Source organism: Methanospirillum sp., assembly GCF_035560735.1.
In the GTDB taxonomy this organism is placed as follows: domain Archaea; phylum Halobacteriota; class Methanomicrobia; order Methanomicrobiales; family Methanospirillaceae; genus Methanospirillum.
In genome coordinates, this window is sequence record NZ_DATMYY010000412.1 from 1 (window position 1) to 15,411 (window position 15,411).

The window sequence follows — 15,411 nt, forward strand, 5'->3', positions numbered from 1 at the left end:
AATTACTTATTTTCCAGCCTGGCTGCTAAAGCAGAAGAGACGATCCTGCTCAGTTGTTCCACAGTCCAGAGTTCGGTGTCAAGAACAAGATGATACGGGTCAAGTGAAGAATAGTCAATATTATAGTATTGCTTGTACCGAAGTGCTTCACTTGCTTCCCGGTCTGCAGTTGCCTGCATGGCGTGATCAAAATCTGCAAACTTATCCCGGTCTAAAATCCGTTTTACCCTGCACTCAAGAGATGCTTTGAGCCAGATACGGAGATCTGCTTCAGGAAGCATCCATCCGGAGAGCCTCCCTTCAATTAGGATCTGATCCTGTGACAGGGCTATCTCCCGCTGACGTTCATCGATCAATTTGTCAACAGAGGGGTCACTCTCACAAAAGGCACCAAACTCAGCAAGGGTCAATCCCCGCTCTTTAGCCATCTGGCGAAAGACTTCACCGGCTGATATGACATCAAACCGGTGCTCACTTGCCAGATGGTAGGTTAGGGAGGTGGTCCCACTCCCAGGCAGGCCACTGATTGTGACCCTCATTGATCAGATGCCCCCAATATCAAGGGCTTTTCTGATCACCTGTGAGAGGGAGATCGAACAGAGCATATACCAGATCATCCATGCAGGAACAGGACCAAGTATTGCAGCTGTCAGATGGACTGAACCAAAGAATGGCATGGTGATCATTGCGTCATAATGATTCAGTCTGAAATAGAGCCAGAAGAAGATCGGAAGCGTGATGACCATGATGTATCCCATCGGCTTGAACTGAGCCTGGCTCATCTCAAGCTGATCCTTCATCATAGTATCGCGTTTAGCTTCGATTTTCTTGATTCGTTTCTCATCCTTGGAAAGCATCGCTTCACGATAGTCTTTCTGGAAATCCTTCATCTTGTTCTGCGTCTCTTTCATTTTCCGGTAGTCTATGGTATACTTCTGGATGATAGAAGAATAGAAACCGGTCATGGCAGAGAGAAGAAGAATAACAATATAAAACGGAATCTGCAGCGTATCAACAAGTGGGCCGAGTACCACATTCAGTGATGTACCGATACCCACCCGTACTACCTCAATACTTGCAAGCATGATGAGGCCCATCGCAAGGATGAGCGGCATCATACTCATATTTCCTGAATTGGATGATCCCATGAACTCGTCACCGGAGGGTCTGCATCATCTCTTCGACAGCCCGGTCGATGAGAAAATCTGCATTGGTGATATATTTTATCGTACAGCCGGTGATTGTCGCGTATGCGGCCGCCACAGCACGATTAAAGTTCTGATGATCAGCGATTGCACGTGCTCCCTCAATATCACGTACACGGGTCGCGTCAGAGAGGCGGCGCTTTAGGATCTGATCCTCGTCCGTCTCTACCAGGATGATGATATCAGGTTTGAGCTCACGAAGCACCCATTCGGGAAGCCCTGCAAGAAATCCTGCAGGAGTCTTCACCGAGGCATGGGTATCGATGATTACATTGCCTTCAATCTTGGCGATTGCCTGGGATGCGAGTTGCTGAAGCCGTTTTTGAGCATTCTTGTCAAGCTTACGCATCTCATCGCGATCTTTGACCATCCCTTCACGCTGGGCGACCTCAAACATAAAGGTTCCAAAATTGATGTTCTGGTAGGGAACACCTTCAGCCTCAAGCCGGGTCATAGACTCGTTGATAACTGAAGTTTTTCCCACACCCGGAACACCGGTGATGATGACCTTTTTCCCAGCCATAGATATGCCTCTGTTACTCCTTGCCAAAGAACGTTCTCATGAAGGGATACATCTCCATGATCTGTTCACTTGCAATCTGTTCGTATAGTCGGTATGTGATACTCACCGTCAACAGCAGACCGGTACCGGAGACCGATCCGATCACACCGAAGAGGTTTGCAACCACAGACATGACACCGATAAATACTCCACCGATCACAGTGACACGGGGAATATACCGGTCAAGGACCTTCTCAAGGATTGCCGGGTTTCGCCGGTATCCCGGGATGGACATGCCAGAGTTCTGAATCTGCCGTGCAACTGCCTTTGAGTCAAGTCCTGCAGTCTTCACCCAGAAGAGTGCGAAGATTGCACCACCGACGATCATCACTACCGAGTCAATTCCCAGTCTGATGAGAACTTCCCATGGGGGATGAGTGCCGACATAGTTTGGCATCCACCACATCCAGTCAGTCGGGTGATTGATTGGAGCGAGGAACCACATCAGACCATTGACCGGTGACTGTCCCTGGAATTCACCAAGGAAGGTAATCCCGATATTATTCAGGAAGAGACCGATCATCTGGAAGTTTGCCTGAAGTACACGGACGAGAATCATCGGAAGCACACTGGCGTAGATCAGCTTGACAGGGAACCGTGCCCTGGCACCTCTCACCTGGGTGTGTGCAAGTGGAATTTCAACCCTGGTTGATTCCACATACACAATCAGGAGGAAGATACCGATAGTACAAATGAACGAGATCAGTTCGGTTCCAAAGTACTGGACAAAGTTCGCACCATCAAGAATAACTGCAAATAACCGAGGGAAAAATCCTGTAGGATATGCATCGGTAACTGCAGTCCAACCTAAAAATCCATTTACGAGTGCCTGGGAAATACCTGCAATGATGAAGAGACCAACACCGGAGCCAATACCCCACTTGGTCACTACCTCATCCATCATGAATACCAGCACGCCACCAAGGCATATCTGCAGGAAGATGATGAATGCAAGTATGGATGAATTACCACCAAAGAGTGCGAGTGCAACAGCCGGATCCGGCTTTAAGAATCCACCCACAATCATCGGTGCTCCTTCAACAGCAATCATCACAAAGATCATGAGTTTCTGCAGTCCCATGTACTGGATCTGCCCTTTTATCTCACTGGTATCTATGTGGATGATGTCTGCTCCCTTGAGGAGCTGAAGAACGATAGAAGCAGTAACGATTGGTCCGATACCAAGATGAACGATTGAACCGCTAGCTCCGGCAAGCAGAGCACGGTAATACTCGAACATATCCTGGGAGGACGAAGCAAGACCAAACACAGGAATGTTGGTCAGTATAAAGTACACTAACAGTATGCCAGCCGTCCATGCCAGTTTGTTCTTGAAATGAACGTGACCTTCAGGAGCTTTTACTGCTGGCATCATAGCCAGAAGAGGCTCCATCCGGTCTAGAATCTCACCCATTATATTCCCCCAAAAAAGAGGTTCAGGAGGTCATCGCATGACCGCCTTTCGCCTCAATCTTGGCGATCGCCTGCTGGGAGAACGCCGCGGCCGTGATTTTCATCTTGTGGCTGACCTTTCCACCACCAAGAACCTTCTCAACACCAAGGACTGTTGCATCAAGTACAACAGTATCGCCTACTTCCTGTGCTGCACCAGTTCTGACAAGAATTGGTATGATCTGATCAATCTCACCAATATCCAGAACATCTCCGGTGATTGTAGGCTCATGGTAGTGTTTGAATCCACACTTACCAAAAACCGGACCTCTTACGAGGTAGGCCTTGACAAAGTGGTGTGCATTGACACCAGCATTGCCTCTGCCTCCGCGGTTTCCTGCTCCACGACGATTCTTATGGGTCCCACCACCACAGGTGCGTGAGCCACGGTACTTGGATCGCTTATTGACTGGCATCTGCTCACCTCATCTTGTAGAGGAGATCGTTAATATTCTCCCCGTGGTACCCGAGTGAACCGCCCTGCTGGTAGGTCCTCTTGGTGGTCTTATACCCCTTCCGTGGCGGGTGGAGCCGCAGAACCGGCTTGAGTCCGGGAACATCTGCCAGCCGTGCCTCCCCTGATGAGAGTGCTTTTGCAAACTCGGAGATTCCCGCATACTGGGAATTCTCTTTGATGTACTCATCTGAAAGATGTGCATCACCAGTGAGCCGTCCACGGGTTTTCAGAAGTTCTTCAACAGTACAGGCATCAACTTCACCATATGCAACAAAGTCCTTGACCTTGCGAATCATTCCGACATAAGCCGGAGTGTCAGGGATGATGACACAGTGGTTGATGTGGTGAAGGCGGAGCATCTTCAGGGTGTCCTTGATCTCCCGGCGGGTCTTAGCCGTTCCGCGGACCTGAACAACAGCATACATTACTCCTTTCCTCCCAGCCTGATCATGTTGGTCGCTTTCAGAGCGTTGAAGGTAGCCTTTGCATAGTTGATGGTAGTCCGGGTCTGACCCTGAGTCTGTGCCCAGACATCGCGAATACCGGCAAGGTCAAGCACCTTTTTACCAATGTCTCCGGTAACAAGGCCAATTCCCTGTGGTGCAGGCTTGAGCGTGACTTTGACACTACCTGCAACACCAGTTACCTGCATCGGGATTGAATGTGGATGAATGCACCCGCATTCCCATGAACCACACCCACGCTTTACCTTGATCACATGTGTCTTGGCATTCACGATCGCTTTCTTGATCGCGTCTCCAACCTGGGAGTCTTTGCCCTGTCCAAAGCCGATATATCCGTCGTGATTTCCAACGACGACAACAGCCCTGAACTTGACACGACGACCGGAATCGGTCATTCGCTGTACCATGTTGATGTCGAGCACCTCATCCACGAGGTCAGGGAGGAATGCATCAACGATCTCAGGTTCTTTGATGGGTTTCCCACTGGCGAGCGCCTCGTCAATGCTCTTAATCTCACCGGACTGGACCATGCGTCCAAGACCGGTCAGGGGTACCCATTCTGTCTTCTCGTATGCCATCTCAGTTCAGCTCCCCCATGATTGCATCCCGAGTTGCTGCCACATTGGCAGGCAGGGCTCCTGCACGGTCGGGGGCGTATGCTGCGATATGTTCTCCGTTACACCGCTCATCAGAGGGAAGTATTTCCTCAGAGTGCGGAATGTCAAGACCTGCTTCTGCTGCACCCTTCAGTGCTGCAAAGACACGTGCTCCCGGACTTGCCCGGTGAAGGCCAATGTCGAGGATTGCAGCATCTTTGCCTGCATTGAGTGACCGAACTGCAAACAGAATTCCAGTCAGGTATGCTGCAGGGGTGTTGCATAATGAACCCTCATACCCGAATTTGCGAAGATCTGCAGAGTTTGCAGTAACGTGAGTGCGGTCACCTTCAAGGTGGGCAGTCACCATCTGACAGATGATGTGTTTATTGGTCTTTCTGACTACCATCCGGGGACGGACTGATACAACCAGCTTATGCCGGGCATGGTAGTCGGTTCTTCCTTCACGCCTGCGGCGGAAGGAGACAAAGTATCGTGGACCTGTTGCCATTACTGTGCCCTCCCAATCTCAATCTGGGCTTTCAGGTGTGCTACAGTCCTGAACTGACCACCAGCAGCACGCCGATAGAACCGGCGGTACACGGAACGCTCAATCTCACCAGATTCACGCAGGTCACGGAGTACCTTCCGCTGGGCACGAATACGCGAAACCCAGCGTTCCTTACTTACGGTACGCGAGCCGATTGCACCCTTTCTGCGGCCGGGACCCTTACGGTGTCCGTAACTCCGCTTTGCCATCATGACACGTGCCCGTCCACGGGAATTGCCCACCTTCTGGTGGGCAGCAATTGCTCCCTCCGTGATCAGGTTTCTGATGTCTTCACGAGAGATAGCCCGCTGCACGTCGTCGATCTTTTCAGGATCGAACCAAACGCGGTTGAGACCGCATTTGAGGACCTTGGCAGCCAGGCGTCTCTGACCAGAAATCTGACTCATTTATTCTTCCTCCTCGCTTGCATCAGTCTTGGAGACTTTTGATGCAGATTTTCCTGCTGCTGCAGGCTTGGTTGCATCCTTCCAGTTAAGGACGCGGATTTTTGCTTCTGCGGCCTTGTTCTGAATGATCTCACGCTTCTTGCGACCGACAGTTGCACCGATACGGATTGCCTGTGTTGCAGCGTTGAGTCCTTCCATCTCTTTCAGATTACAGACTCTGACTTCCCGAAGACCGCATGGGTGCATTCCACGGACTGCAAGAGGACTGCCGTACCCTGGATCCGGGTGTGGTCCCTTGGCCTTGCGGAGTTTACGCTGCTTGCTGTGCAGACCACGGGGTCTCCTCCAGGAGTCCTTGATGGTTACCTTCTTATCAACGCCCTCACGTTTAAACCGGGCTTCTTTTGCCTTTCTTACACGCAGGAGACGTCTGATTTCTGATACCATTACTGTTCACCCCTGGCAACAATGTAAATCCCGTCCTGGAATACACGGGGATCGCGATCCCGGATTCGGGTTGCCTTTTCGATATTTGAAGCAGTAGAACCAACCAGTTCCTTGTCAATACCGGTCACAGTTACCTCGTCAGTTCCGAGTTTTACTGATGTTCCCGGAAGAACACGGGCATACCGTGGATATTTTTCACCAAGGAAGTTGAAGATCTCAAGTTTTTCGCCCTGCATCTTCAGTTGGATCGGGAAGTGACTGTAAACAACCTTGAGGCTGTATTGGTAACCTGAGGTCACACCAGTGCACATATTCTTGCAGTGTGAAGCAAGGGTTCCTACCATTGCCACAACCTGCTTCTTTGACGACTCAGTGGTAAAGACAGCGTGACCATCTTCAATTGCGATATTGATAGCCGGATGCCACATGTCTCGATGTAGTTCGCCTTTGGGTCCTTTTACCTTCAGAACAGAGTCAACCATGGTAACGGTGACTCCTTCTGGAATGGATACAGTTCTTTGAGCTGACATCTGTTCCACCCTTAGTATACGTACCCCAGCAATTCGCCGCCGATTCCGAGCTGACGTGCTTCATGATGAGGCATTACACCTTTTGAAGTAGAGATCAGCAGCATACCGATGCTCTTGGATGGGAGGTACTGCTGTTCCCAGCTTTCCATGTCAGCCAGCTTTACCGAGTACCGGGGGGAGATGGCACCACACTTGTTGATCATACCAGACATGGTTACCTTAAACTGGCCACCACGGCCGTCTTCAACAAGGGTATACTCCCTGATGTAACCGGCTTCTTTCATAACGCGGAGCATCTCACCGATCAATGTAGCTGCAGGCTGGACGATGCATTCTGCCCGTCCGGTATCTGCTGCATTCTTGAGCGTGCATAACGCATCCGCAACCGTATTCAGTCTTGCCATTACTCTCCTCCTCAGTTCAGTTTCTTAAAGCCCAGCTTGCTGGCCCATTCTCTGAAGCACTGTCTGCAGAAGTAAATACTGTATCTGCGGACAAGTCCCTGCTTGCGTCCGCAAAGCTTGCACTCATGTGCTCCGCGTCCGAAAACTTTTGTCCTTTCTTTTCCAGCCTTCTCAGACATTACTGAACCTCCACGCCATATTTTCCATTCAGGAAACCAACGGTGTCTTCATGGCTGACCCGCTGCTTCAGCGGAAGTTTCTTGGTCTGAATATGTCTCCGGGCAATCCGGACACCATTACGTTTAACGACAACGGTAACATCGAGACCAAAGATTCCGATCTTTGGATCATAACTCTGACCCGGGTAATCGGTGTGTTCTTCGACACCAAAGGAGAAATTCCCCTGCTGGTCGACTGCCCGTGCTGACAGTTTGTTCCCGACAACTTTCAGAGAAGTGACCAGGAACTCTTCAGCTGTATTACCACGCAGAGTGGTTTTGCAGCTGAGGGGCTGTCCTTTTCTGAGACCAAATGCTGGAATTGTCTGTTTTGCAACTCCACGAACCGGTTTGTTTCCGGTGATCTCACTCAGAATCTTTTCTGCACTGACAAGACGGTCTCCTGCCTCTCCGACACCCATGTGGACGACAATCTTGTCGACTGAAACCTCACGGTTTGGGTTCATTCCTCAATCCCCCAGTTGTCGACTGCTGACTTCTCGCGGCCAACGGTGACAACATACTCATCGATGGTCTCAAAAGACTCTCCGGTCTCTTCATCCTTGAGAAGAACACGGTTTGGAAGACTGCCACTCACAATCACACGATCAGTAATCCGGGCAATGTTGCCGGAGTGCTTTCCTCCGATAACCATAACCATGCTTCCGGTCTGGTATGGGAAGTGATCGAGAATCTTGTTTAACTCGCCATCTTTCAGGGAGAGAACGACTGAATCGCCGGTTGTATAACTGTTGTCTGCGATGATGTTTGATCCGTCACGCAGATTCAGCTGAACCTTGCCACCCTTGATGATCGTCTTGTTGGTGATTTTGACAAGCCTTGATTGGGCAGCTTCTGCGTCAATCTGGATGGTCTTGTGTCGGCCCTTTGCGTCACGAAGAATACGGTAGTGTTTGCCGGTCTTCGGGATGGAGATGATATCAAAGATACCGATACCCATGTCTGCATGTCTGCATGCACGGCCGTTCACCAGTATTTCACGCTGACGAAGAATCTGTTTGACTTCTTTCATATTTCGGGCAACCCCGATATGATCACGAAGCCAGACAGCGATCGGCAGTGCATTGGTGTTGTGCGGTCCTGGGGAGGGCTTCATGACGAACTTTGTCGTCTTTCTTGCAATACCCCAGGAATTTGGTGCTACAACTCTCTTCAGGTGTTGTCCCATCTTATTCACCACCCAGTTTCTGCTCGCGTCGCTTGTCCTCAAGATTCAGTTCAGTAACGATAACATTTGAGGGATCAATCGGGCGTGGCACTTCAGTACCGTCTGCCTTCTTGACAGATACGCCATCTACGACAATCTGGGATTTTTTGGTTATTACTAAGTCCACGGAGCCTGATGTCCCGGAGTGGTCACCACGGATGACCTTGACAGTGTCGCCCTTGATAACACGGACACTTCTCTGGTTGTACTTCTCACGCAGTTCCTTGGAAAGGGACGCGTGCAGAAGGGATCCGCGCTCGTGGTGCGCGGCATTATACCGGGCTTTGCGCTGTTTTCTTGGTTGTTTACTTGCAATCCTTACCATTCGCACCACTCACACGATGATCGTGGCCATCGAGCCGATACGTGGGTACCGAATCGCGACCTCACGAGCAACCGGACCCTTGATCTCAGTTCCACGTGGCTCATTCTTCTCGTCGACGACTACAACGGCATTATCCTCAAAACTGAGGCGAAGTCCGCTTGGGCGACGAATCTCTTTCTTCTGGCGGATGACCACGGCACGCACGAGTTTCCTCCGCATGTCGGGTGTACCCTTCTTGACACTTACCGTGGCGATGTCAGCAAGGCCGAGTTTTGGCTGCCTGCGTCTGACACCATGGTATCCAAAGACCGAGACAACCTGAACTAACCGGGCTCCGGTGTTGTCTGCACAGGCCAGTCTGGTTCCGGTGCTTACTGAACGGGGGACCTTTATCCCTAGACCCCTCATGACTTGTTCACCTCAATAACCACGAAGGTCTTGGTCTTGGAGAGCGGCCTGCACTCGGCTATGCTCACAGTATCTCCAACCCGTGCATGGAGGCATGGTGGGTTGTGTGCATGAATCTTTGAACTTCGCTTCTCGTACCGCTGGTACTTCTTGACAAAGTGCAGGTAGTCCCTCCTGATCACTACCGACCCCGTCATCTTGTCGCTCACGACTTTGCCGGTGATCACCTGGCCGCGCACCGGCAAGGTGCCATGGAACGGGCAGTTTACGTCCGAACACTCTTTTTCCGGCGTGGGGACGTTAAATCCGATATTTCTTGCCATTTTGAACCTTTATTTTCTGATTCGCATTGTTGTCCGTCTCTCTGGAGCCATCAGGAGTGCTGAGCCATCCAGGTCAACGACTTTTCCCCCGGGAATCCGGGTTCGAAGGGTTATCCCCTTCTTTCCCACCATCTTCAGACCAGAAACAGTCTTAATCATGACCGTGTTTTTGGTCTCATCGATGATGAGTCCGGTGATTCCCACAAGGGATGGGCTTGAGGCATGTACCACAGCGACATCCAGTCCGATGAGTTCATGGAACAGGATGTTCTGCGGTGTGATCATGCCAGGGTTCTGCGGTTCTGTTCAGTCTTCATCCGGGCAATAGTCCGGCGAATTTCGCGGATCTGTCCTGGATTCTCAGGAGCACCACCGGCGCTGACTTTACCGCGGTACTGGATCAGTTCCATCTTGAGTTTGTCGACCTGTTCTACCAGTTCAACATCAGAGAGCTGACTAACATCATGTGCTCTGAAGATTGCCATTAGAGGTCCTCCTCAACATCTGGCTCGTCAAGCATCTCTTCGAGTGGAACATCCTCATCAACGACAGAGTCTGATGAGATCTTGGTCAGATGAGGAGCAAGGCTTGCCTTCTTCTTCTCAATAACTGCTGTTACCTGGAAGTGATCAGGAAGCTGTGCACCTGGCGGAATAATCCGAACCTGAATACCGATAACACCGAGTTTCTTGATTGCTACTGCAAATCCTTTCTCGACGATGGTGTTTACCGGATCTCCAGAGTGCTTGATGTATCCTTCAGTAAACTTCTGGACACGACCACGGGCTCCTGTAAGTTTCCCGGAGATGACAACCTCGCAACCAAGTGCGCCAGACTCCATGATTCTGCGGATCGTGGATGATCCTGCTTTTCTGAAGTACCAGCCGCGCTCAAGTGCACTGGCAAGCCGTTCTGCCATGATCTGTGCATTCAGATTCGGATTATCAACCTGCTGGACCTCAATCTGGGGTGATTCTACCCCGTAGACTGTTGCAAGGTCCTGGGTCAGGCTGCGAACAACCTTTCCACCTTTTCCAATGACGATACCCGGCTTCTCTGCAAAGATCGTCACCTGGGTGCCGAGAGGTGTCCGGATGAGATCCATACCACCATATCCGGCACGCTTGAGCTCGCGGGAGAGATGCTTCTCAACCCGGACCTTCCGTACGCCGTCTGCTACAAACTTACGTTCTACTGCCATACGTTCAGGCCTCCTGCTCGGAGACGATCATCTCGATGTTGACGGTCTGCCGATCTTTGGGGGTTGCCCTGCCCATTGCACGGGGCATGAAACTCCGGCGACGGATCCCGCGGTTTGCTGACACATGGATGATACGGAGTTTTTCCGTGTCGAGTCCGCTGTACTCAGCATTCTTGCGAACACTGTTAAAGAGTCGGAGATAAACCAGACTTGCCTTCTGTGGGTAGCGACCGCCATCCCAGCCGACAAGACCGCGTTTGTGGGCCACATTCCGGTTGAATTTCTTGAAGGGGATGGCCTTTTTCAGGTCAACCACATCATTCAGGTATGCTTCAGCCTCTGCAAGGGATTTCCCCCTGACAAACCGGGCAATCTCAATTGCGTGCTTGGGGGAGATAGGTGCCTCATTCACCCTGCCACGGGCAAGATTGTCCCCTTCCACCTTGTTTGAATACTCGATTCTTCCCATTCACATCACTTCAGTGGAACGAACTTGCTCGACCGTGTTGCTCCAATACCAGCAGAACCGTGAGCGACTTTCCTTCGTGTCAGGGCGAATTCTCCAAGGTAATGGAAGACTGCTTCAGGCTGAATCTCAACCTTAACAAACTCCTTTCCGTTGTAAATCTCGATCTCGCGTCCAATCATCTCTGGGAGAATGATCATATCGCGGACATGAGTCTTGACTCGGTTGTCACCCTTACGCATATCAGCAAGAAGTTTGTCCTCGCTGATGGTCCATCCACGGAGAACCTTCCGCCGTGCCCGTGAGGGCATGACTGGAAGCAGTTCCTCAATAGTCATGGATTTGAGAGCCTCGGCGTTGAATCCATGGTATGTGAACTCTTCCTTTCGCCGTGGCAATTTCTTCTGAATCTTCTTTGCCATCCGCTTACCTCCTTCTGCCTGTGCGGCGTGCGGCTATGTGCCCAACCTTCCGGCCAGGGGATGTTCCGCGGCTCACTGTCTTTGGTCTGCCGGCGTGCTGATGTCCTCCACCACCGAATGGGTGATCGATAACATTCATAGCTTCACCTCTGACCCGTGGCCAGTTGCTTGCGGTATTCTTCATCTTGTGATATTTCTTACCGGCCTTGACGAATGGCTTCTCACTGCGGCCACCGCCTGCGACAACACCAACGGTTGCACGGCACTGGCCGTTGAACCACTTGGTCTTTCCGCTTGGCATCCGGACTGCAACCCGGCCTTCCATCTTGTCGGTGATCATAGCCTGAACGCCACCTGCACGGACGAACTTTCCACCATCGTTTGGTCTGGCTTCAATGTTGCAGATGTATGCACCGGTCGGAATTGCTGACATTGGAAGTGTGTTTCCATTCTTGTAGGAAACTTCAGATCCCCAGGACATTGTGTCCCCGATTCCAAGTCCTTCCGGAACAAGAACGTACTTCTTCTCACTGCCTTCAACTTCGACCTTGGCAATAGGTGTGTGCCTGGCCGGATCATGCTCAATGTCAATAATGACCGCATTAACCGTGGTGTCATTGCGTCCAAGGTGACGCAGTTCTGCCTTGTACCGGTGTGACGGTGCACGGTAGGTTGGTCCTCCGTGTCCACGGCTTTGTGTTGTGATTCGATGTCCCATCTTGCACCACCTTACATTATGCCGAGACGGCTGAGAATCTCCTCTGCGGCCTTTTCATTGGTAAATCCGATGATGGCTTTCTTTTCACCCTTGGTGGTCATCATCGTCCTCACTGAGGTGACCTGCTGGCCGAACATTTTCTCGACCGCCTTCTTGATCTCCGGTTTGGTTGCGTCGCGATCAACCAGAAACTGGAGTTTGCTCTCGTTCTCTACCCCGTAGGTTGCCTTTTCAGTTGCATGCGGGTACTTCAGAACCATTATTGTTCACCCCCGAGCCTGACGATTGCATCTTCAGTCCAGACAGTCAGCCGTGCAGACTGAGTACCTGGAGCGAGGAGTTCAACATTCAGACTGTTAACCGGGCAGACATCTACACCAGAGAGGTTACGAGCTGCACGCAGTGGCTCGTTTCCGGTTACAATAAGCAGGCTCTTGCGCTGTTTGTACCGGCGACCACGCATCTTTCCGCGACCTGCACGGACTTTGCGTGAGCCTTCTGCCTTGAGAACGTCATCATAGACACCAATTGCGCGCAGTGCTGCAATGACATCGCGTGTCTTTCCAAGTGATTCAAACTCATTGGTCAGAACAAACGGAAGAGAACCTTCAAAGACATGTCCTCGTGACTTGACGAGTTCATCGCTGATAGTTGCCGCAATTGCTGAACTAAGAGCTTTTCTTCTCTCTTTGCGGTTGATGTCGCGTGTCAGAATTTTCTGAACTACAGGCGGATGTGCCTCACGACCACCTTTTGCCTGTGGAACCTTTGCAGCCCGGGAGCTGTTCTTCAGACGTGGAACATGTGATGCACCACGACCACTACCCCAGCCGACGGCTGATTTAGTGATACCTGCATAGACGTATGCTCCATGGGGCTGATACCGGTGACTCTGAATCGAGATGACCGCCTTTTTGATTAAATCTGGACGGTACTCGGACGCAAAGACAGACGGGAGTTCGATCTCATGGTCAATCGAACCTGACAATGATAAAACCTGTGCTTTCATCTAGATCACCCCTGTTTGCTCTGCTGGCTCACGAATTCGACCACCGGCTCGCGGGCCTTGTGCTCACCCTGACGGATTGCATGTCTGATTCTTACAAGACGCTTGCATGGACCGGGGAGTGAACCCTTGATGAGGACATATCTGCTCCGGACTTCGCCGTAGTGCAGGAATCCACCTTCTGGAGTAACATCTGCCCCGTCTTCACCAATCCGGATGAGGCGCTTGTTATATTCAGTCCGCTGCTGGTATCCCATCTGACCCATCATTGGAACCTGCCACCGTACGTGGTGAGGATTCCATGGTCCGAGTGTACCAACATGGCGTTCTTTGCCACCACGTGAGTGCTTGCGTTTACGGAGGTGAACTCCCCAGCGCTTTACAGGACCCTGGGTACCTTTTCCTTTCGTGATTGCAGTAACATCGGTGTACTGACCAACCTGGAACATGCCACGGATGTCAACATCCTTACCAAGCATGCCAACAGCAAAGTCGAACCGCTCTGCCATACTTCCACCACCAATCCGTGTCTCCATAAGGTCAGGGACCTTCTTTGGGACACCAGTGAGGAGTGCAGGTCTTGTGTAGGTTATTGCAATAACCTCGACAATTTTATCTGCCTCGATAGCTTCGCGAATCTTCTTTTCAGCCTCTTCGCGCTTGTAGTTCTTTGGCAGGTTGATTCTGCGTCCAAGATCAGACTCAAGGTTTTCTGCCCAGATCTCGGTCATTGGATGGTAACCGTAGGTATCTTTGCGGTAAACACGAATTGCAGCAACCTTCATGTCAGGTACTTCTACAACGGTGACCGGAACCATGATGTCCTTGCCTTCATTTGGACTCTTTACATGGTCGTCGACCATAATGACATGAGTCATTCCTACCTTATATCCGGCAAAACCCTGGAGCGCTGGCTCTCCTTCATATGCGGGCCATGCATGATATTTCGGTACCTGGCTCTTCGCCCGTTTCCGCGGGCTGAATGCCAGGGAACCCATGCGGGGTCTGTGTACGTTTGGCATTTTTCAATCAGTCCTTCTGTCTGTATCAGATCATTCAGGCACTATTCGTGACCAAATGATAATCGATGCAGGATCAGAGACACGAAGTATACCTACAGCAGAAGCTGCATAGAGCGAACATCTGCTGAACGAACGTTAAGACCAGCCTCTCCCCACAACGTCAAGGTACCAGAGGTCATATGCGCCCTCAATTTAGAGGGTGCCAGAACAAACTCCTTGGCGTGTAGTCAGGCGGTCAGACGTAATGCGTTCAGATACCGGTCTCTCGTAAGATGCGTGAAATTCAGGCTTGACCTGTGATTAATCACAGATAACGGGCCGCATCGTCCACCCTTGCCGAAATCACATCCCACTATATCAGCCCATTGCGATGAACGCAATCCTGTCACTTCGCAGAAATATCATTTTTCTACGAAATAACTGTCAAATATACAGGTACACAAAAATACCCATAGATTCAGGCTTCATACATATGAGAGAAAAAGAGTAATAAAGGTATTGCTAACAGGAAGCGTCATTCAAAGTAGAGATCTCCATCATCTTTGATGTAGACCTCAATTGGATTTCGCACATACCGTGAGCGGTTCTTCTCAGGGATCTCATCACGAATCCTGTTCATCAGTTGAACAGTATCGTACTTAACTTTGATACCAATTTTTTCTGCTTCGTCAAATACCTGTTGGACTGATTCAAGCAGATCCTGACCTTTACCAATCGTACAGAGATGACGTGAATCCAGACTGTGGAAGAATTCAATCGTCTCCCGTGCACGTTTGATGTTTTCCATCGCTGATTTCTCAATAGTGCAGACATTCGCCTTTGATGTATTGATGATATCGGCAATCTGTTGTTGAGTCAGGCCTGACTTCCGATATCTTAGGACCTCTTTCTGCCGGTCGGTGAGCAGACCATCTTTCATACATATCAATAAGAATGAGATAATTTAAACGTTTTTCGTTAACCATTGCAAAAGTTATAAGTATACAGTAATTTTGAGCCC

At 50.7% G+C, this 15,411-nt stretch carries 28 protein-coding genes; all 28 read right to left on the minus strand.

Features of this window, described 5'->3' with window-relative positions:
- Positions 1-2: 2 nt before the first annotated feature.
- The 28 genes from cmk to VN429_RS12405 all read right to left on the minus strand — a co-directional run bounded on the left by cmk (position 3) and on the right by VN429_RS12405 (position 15,330).
- Positions 3-539 carry a (d)CMP kinase gene (cmk, locus tag VN429_RS12270; protein WP_325633746.1) on the minus strand — a complete coding sequence of 179 codons (537 nt, stop codon included), beginning with the start codon at positions 537-539 and terminating at the stop codon, positions 3-5.
- A 3-nt stretch (positions 540-542) separates the two neighbouring features.
- Positions 543-1,148: a DUF106 domain-containing protein gene (locus VN429_RS12275; protein ID WP_325633748.1), complete on the minus strand. Its 606-nt coding sequence runs from the start codon at positions 1,146-1,148 to the stop codon at positions 543-545.
- 7 nt (positions 1,149-1,155) lie between these two features.
- Complete coding sequence (locus tag VN429_RS12280) at positions 1,156-1,728, minus strand: adenylate kinase (RefSeq protein WP_109969498.1); 573 nt, start codon at positions 1,726-1,728, stop codon at positions 1,156-1,158.
- Between the two features lie 13 nt (positions 1,729-1,741).
- A complete protein-coding gene (secY, locus tag VN429_RS12285; RefSeq protein WP_325633750.1) occupies positions 1,742-3,181 on the minus strand; it encodes a preprotein translocase subunit SecY in 1,440 nt (479 codons plus the stop codon).
- A 22-nt stretch (positions 3,182-3,203) separates the two neighbouring features.
- Complete coding sequence (locus tag VN429_RS12290) at positions 3,204-3,635, minus strand: uL15m family ribosomal protein (RefSeq protein ID WP_325633752.1); 432 nt, start codon at positions 3,633-3,635, stop codon at positions 3,204-3,206.
- 4 nt (positions 3,636-3,639) lie between these two features.
- Positions 3,640-4,101: a 50S ribosomal protein L30 gene (locus tag VN429_RS12295; RefSeq protein WP_325633754.1), complete on the minus strand. Its 462-nt coding sequence runs from the start codon at positions 4,099-4,101 to the stop codon at positions 3,640-3,642.
- The gene (locus tag VN429_RS12300) at positions 4,101-4,718 is read right to left on the minus strand and encodes a 30S ribosomal protein S5 (protein ID WP_325633756.1); all 618 of its coding nucleotides are present in this window, start codon (positions 4,716-4,718) and stop codon (positions 4,101-4,103) included. The genes VN429_RS12295 and VN429_RS12300 overlap by 1 nt, the downstream gene beginning before the upstream one ends.
- A gap of 1 nt (position 4,719) precedes the next feature.
- Positions 4,720-5,247 (minus strand): 50S ribosomal protein L18, encoded by a 528-nt coding sequence (locus tag VN429_RS12305; RefSeq protein ID WP_325633758.1) that lies wholly within the window; start codon positions 5,245-5,247, stop codon positions 4,720-4,722.
- On the minus strand, positions 5,247-5,693 hold the full coding sequence (locus VN429_RS12310; protein WP_325633760.1) for a 50S ribosomal protein L19e: 447 nt from the start codon (positions 5,691-5,693) through the stop codon (positions 5,247-5,249). Before VN429_RS12310 ends, VN429_RS12305 begins: the two co-directional genes overlap by 1 nt.
- Complete coding sequence (locus tag VN429_RS12315; protein WP_109969505.1) at positions 5,694-6,140, minus strand: 50S ribosomal protein L32e; 447 nt, start codon at positions 6,138-6,140, stop codon at positions 5,694-5,696. It lies immediately after the preceding gene.
- Positions 6,140-6,670 (minus strand): 50S ribosomal protein L6, encoded by a 531-nt coding sequence (gene rpl6p / locus VN429_RS12320; protein ID WP_325633762.1) that lies wholly within the window; start codon positions 6,668-6,670, stop codon positions 6,140-6,142. The genes VN429_RS12315 and rpl6p overlap by 1 nt, the downstream gene beginning before the upstream one ends.
- Positions 6,671-6,681: 11 nt before the next feature.
- On the minus strand, positions 6,682-7,074 hold the full coding sequence (locus VN429_RS12325) for a 30S ribosomal protein S8 (protein WP_325633764.1): 393 nt from the start codon (positions 7,072-7,074) through the stop codon (positions 6,682-6,684).
- Positions 7,075-7,085: 11 nt separating this feature from the next.
- Complete coding sequence (locus VN429_RS12330; RefSeq protein WP_109969507.1) at positions 7,086-7,253, minus strand: 30S ribosomal protein S14; 168 nt, start codon at positions 7,251-7,253, stop codon at positions 7,086-7,088.
- Positions 7,253-7,759, minus strand: coding sequence for a 50S ribosomal protein L5 (locus VN429_RS12335; protein ID WP_325633766.1), 507 nt, complete (start codon positions 7,757-7,759; stop codon positions 7,253-7,255). The genes VN429_RS12330 and VN429_RS12335 overlap by 1 nt, the downstream gene beginning before the upstream one ends.
- On the minus strand, positions 7,756-8,481 hold the full coding sequence (locus VN429_RS12340; RefSeq protein WP_325633768.1) for a 30S ribosomal protein S4e: 726 nt from the start codon (positions 8,479-8,481) through the stop codon (positions 7,756-7,758). The genes VN429_RS12335 and VN429_RS12340 overlap by 4 nt, the downstream gene beginning before the upstream one ends.
- Position 8,482: 1 nt before the next feature.
- Complete coding sequence (gene rplX, locus VN429_RS12345) at positions 8,483-8,845, minus strand: 50S ribosomal protein L24 (protein ID WP_325633770.1); 363 nt, start codon at positions 8,843-8,845, stop codon at positions 8,483-8,485.
- Between the two features lie 9 nt (positions 8,846-8,854).
- The gene (locus tag VN429_RS12350; RefSeq protein WP_109969511.1) at positions 8,855-9,253 is read right to left on the minus strand and encodes a 50S ribosomal protein L14; all 399 of its coding nucleotides are present in this window, start codon (positions 9,251-9,253) and stop codon (positions 8,855-8,857) included.
- On the minus strand, positions 9,250-9,576 hold the full coding sequence (locus VN429_RS12355; protein WP_109969512.1) for a 30S ribosomal protein S17: 327 nt from the start codon (positions 9,574-9,576) through the stop codon (positions 9,250-9,252). Before VN429_RS12355 ends, VN429_RS12350 begins: the two co-directional genes overlap by 4 nt.
- A gap of 9 nt (positions 9,577-9,585) precedes the next feature.
- A complete protein-coding gene (locus tag VN429_RS12360) occupies positions 9,586-9,861 on the minus strand; it encodes a ribonuclease P protein component 1 (RefSeq protein WP_325633773.1) in 276 nt (91 codons plus the stop codon).
- Positions 9,858-10,061, minus strand: coding sequence for a 50S ribosomal protein L29 (rpmC, locus tag VN429_RS12365; protein ID WP_325633775.1), 204 nt, complete (start codon positions 10,059-10,061; stop codon positions 9,858-9,860). Before rpmC ends, VN429_RS12360 begins: the two co-directional genes overlap by 4 nt.
- Entirely contained in the window at positions 10,061-10,777 is a 717-nt protein-coding gene (locus VN429_RS12370) for a 30S ribosomal protein S3 (RefSeq protein ID WP_325633777.1), read from the minus strand. Before VN429_RS12370 ends, rpmC begins: the two co-directional genes overlap by 1 nt.
- Positions 10,778-10,781: 4 nt before the next feature.
- Positions 10,782-11,246, minus strand: a complete 465-nt coding sequence (locus VN429_RS12375) for a 50S ribosomal protein L22 (RefSeq protein WP_319579613.1) — start codon at positions 11,244-11,246, stop codon at positions 10,782-10,784.
- A gap of 5 nt (positions 11,247-11,251) precedes the next feature.
- Positions 11,252-11,665 carry a 30S ribosomal protein S19 gene (locus tag VN429_RS12380; RefSeq protein ID WP_325633782.1) on the minus strand — a complete coding sequence of 138 codons (414 nt, stop codon included), beginning with the start codon at positions 11,663-11,665 and terminating at the stop codon, positions 11,252-11,254.
- A 4-nt stretch (positions 11,666-11,669) separates the two neighbouring features.
- The gene (locus VN429_RS12385) at positions 11,670-12,383 is read right to left on the minus strand and encodes a 50S ribosomal protein L2 (protein ID WP_109969518.1); all 714 of its coding nucleotides are present in this window, start codon (positions 12,381-12,383) and stop codon (positions 11,670-11,672) included.
- A gap of 11 nt (positions 12,384-12,394) precedes the next feature.
- A complete protein-coding gene (locus VN429_RS12390) occupies positions 12,395-12,643 on the minus strand; it encodes a 50S ribosomal protein L23 (RefSeq protein WP_325633785.1) in 249 nt (82 codons plus the stop codon).
- Complete coding sequence (gene rpl4p / locus VN429_RS12395; RefSeq protein WP_325633787.1) at positions 12,643-13,392, minus strand: 50S ribosomal protein L4; 750 nt, start codon at positions 13,390-13,392, stop codon at positions 12,643-12,645. The genes VN429_RS12390 and rpl4p overlap by 1 nt, the downstream gene beginning before the upstream one ends.
- A gap of 5 nt (positions 13,393-13,397) precedes the next feature.
- A complete protein-coding gene (rpl3p, locus tag VN429_RS12400) occupies positions 13,398-14,411 on the minus strand; it encodes a 50S ribosomal protein L3 (RefSeq protein ID WP_325633789.1) in 1,014 nt (337 codons plus the stop codon).
- Positions 14,412-14,925: 514 nt separating this feature from the next.
- The gene (locus VN429_RS12405; RefSeq protein WP_109969523.1) at positions 14,926-15,330 is read right to left on the minus strand and encodes a Tfx family DNA-binding protein; all 405 of its coding nucleotides are present in this window, start codon (positions 15,328-15,330) and stop codon (positions 14,926-14,928) included.
- Positions 15,331-15,411 lie beyond the last annotated feature (81 nt).

Excerpts from the sequence above, each read along its gene's own strand:
- cmk (WP_325633746.1), bottom strand. The coding sequence starts at position 539 with ATGAGGGTCACAATCAGTGGCCTGCCTGGGAGTGGGACCACCTCCCTA.
- VN429_RS12275 (WP_325633748.1), bottom strand. The coding sequence starts at position 1,148 with ATGGGATCATCCAATTCAGGAAATATGAGTATGATGCCGCTCATCCTT.
- VN429_RS12280 (WP_109969498.1), bottom strand. The coding sequence starts at position 1,728 with ATGGCTGGGAAAAAGGTCATCATCACCGGTGTTCCGGGTGTGGGAAAA.
- secY (WP_325633750.1), bottom strand. The coding sequence starts at position 3,181 with ATGGGTGAGATTCTAGACCGGATGGAGCCTCTTCTGGCTATGATGCCA.
- VN429_RS12290 (WP_325633752.1), bottom strand. The coding sequence starts at position 3,635 with ATGCCAGTCAATAAGCGATCCAAGTACCGTGGCTCACGCACCTGTGGT.
- VN429_RS12295 (WP_325633754.1), bottom strand. The coding sequence starts at position 4,101 with ATGTATGCTGTTGTTCAGGTCCGCGGAACGGCTAAGACCCGCCGGGAG.
- VN429_RS12300 (WP_325633756.1), bottom strand. The coding sequence starts at position 4,718 with ATGGCATACGAGAAGACAGAATGGGTACCCCTGACCGGTCTTGGACGC.
- VN429_RS12305 (WP_325633758.1), bottom strand. The coding sequence starts at position 5,247 with ATGGCAACAGGTCCACGATACTTTGTCTCCTTCCGCCGCAGGCGTGAA.
- VN429_RS12310 (WP_325633760.1), bottom strand. The coding sequence starts at position 5,693 with ATGAGTCAGATTTCTGGTCAGAGACGCCTGGCTGCCAAGGTCCTCAAA.
- VN429_RS12315 (WP_109969505.1), bottom strand. The coding sequence starts at position 6,140 with ATGGTATCAGAAATCAGACGTCTCCTGCGTGTAAGAAAGGCAAAAGAA.
- rpl6p (WP_325633762.1), bottom strand. The coding sequence starts at position 6,670 with ATGTCAGCTCAAAGAACTGTATCCATTCCAGAAGGAGTCACCGTTACC.
- VN429_RS12325 (WP_325633764.1), bottom strand. The coding sequence starts at position 7,074 with ATGGCAAGACTGAATACGGTTGCGGATGCGTTATGCACGCTCAAGAAT.
- VN429_RS12330 (WP_109969507.1), bottom strand. The coding sequence starts at position 7,253 with ATGTCTGAGAAGGCTGGAAAAGAAAGGACAAAAGTTTTCGGACGCGGA.
- VN429_RS12335 (WP_325633766.1), bottom strand. The coding sequence starts at position 7,759 with ATGAACCCAAACCGTGAGGTTTCAGTCGACAAGATTGTCGTCCACATG.
- VN429_RS12340 (WP_325633768.1), bottom strand. The coding sequence starts at position 8,481 with ATGGGACAACACCTGAAGAGAGTTGTAGCACCAAATTCCTGGGGTATT.
- rplX (WP_325633770.1), bottom strand. The coding sequence starts at position 8,845 with ATGGTAAGGATTGCAAGTAAACAACCAAGAAAACAGCGCAAAGCCCGG.
- VN429_RS12350 (WP_109969511.1), bottom strand. The coding sequence starts at position 9,253 with ATGAGGGGTCTAGGGATAAAGGTCCCCCGTTCAGTAAGCACCGGAACC.
- VN429_RS12355 (WP_109969512.1), bottom strand. The coding sequence starts at position 9,576 with ATGGCAAGAAATATCGGATTTAACGTCCCCACGCCGGAAAAAGAGTGT.
- VN429_RS12360 (WP_325633773.1), bottom strand. The coding sequence starts at position 9,861 with ATGATCACACCGCAGAACATCCTGTTCCATGAACTCATCGGACTGGAT.
- rpmC (WP_325633775.1), bottom strand. The coding sequence starts at position 10,061 with ATGGCAATCTTCAGAGCACATGATGTTAGTCAGCTCTCTGATGTTGAA.
- VN429_RS12370 (WP_325633777.1), bottom strand. The coding sequence starts at position 10,777 with ATGGCAGTAGAACGTAAGTTTGTAGCAGACGGCGTACGGAAGGTCCGG.
- VN429_RS12375 (WP_319579613.1), bottom strand. The coding sequence starts at position 11,246 with ATGGGAAGAATCGAGTATTCAAACAAGGTGGAAGGGGACAATCTTGCC.
- VN429_RS12380 (WP_325633782.1), bottom strand. The coding sequence starts at position 11,665 with ATGGCAAAGAAGATTCAGAAGAAATTGCCACGGCGAAAGGAAGAGTTC.
- VN429_RS12385 (WP_109969518.1), bottom strand. The coding sequence starts at position 12,383 with ATGGGACATCGAATCACAACACAAAGCCGTGGACACGGAGGACCAACC.
- VN429_RS12390 (WP_325633785.1), bottom strand. The coding sequence starts at position 12,643 with ATGGTTCTGAAGTACCCGCATGCAACTGAAAAGGCAACCTACGGGGTA.
- rpl4p (WP_325633787.1), bottom strand. The coding sequence starts at position 13,392 with ATGAAAGCACAGGTTTTATCATTGTCAGGTTCGATTGACCATGAGATC.
- rpl3p (WP_325633789.1), bottom strand. The coding sequence starts at position 14,411 with ATGCCAAACGTACACAGACCCCGCATGGGTTCCCTGGCATTCAGCCCG.
- VN429_RS12405 (WP_109969523.1), bottom strand. The coding sequence starts at position 15,330 with ATGAAAGATGGTCTGCTCACCGACCGGCAGAAAGAGGTCCTAAGATAT.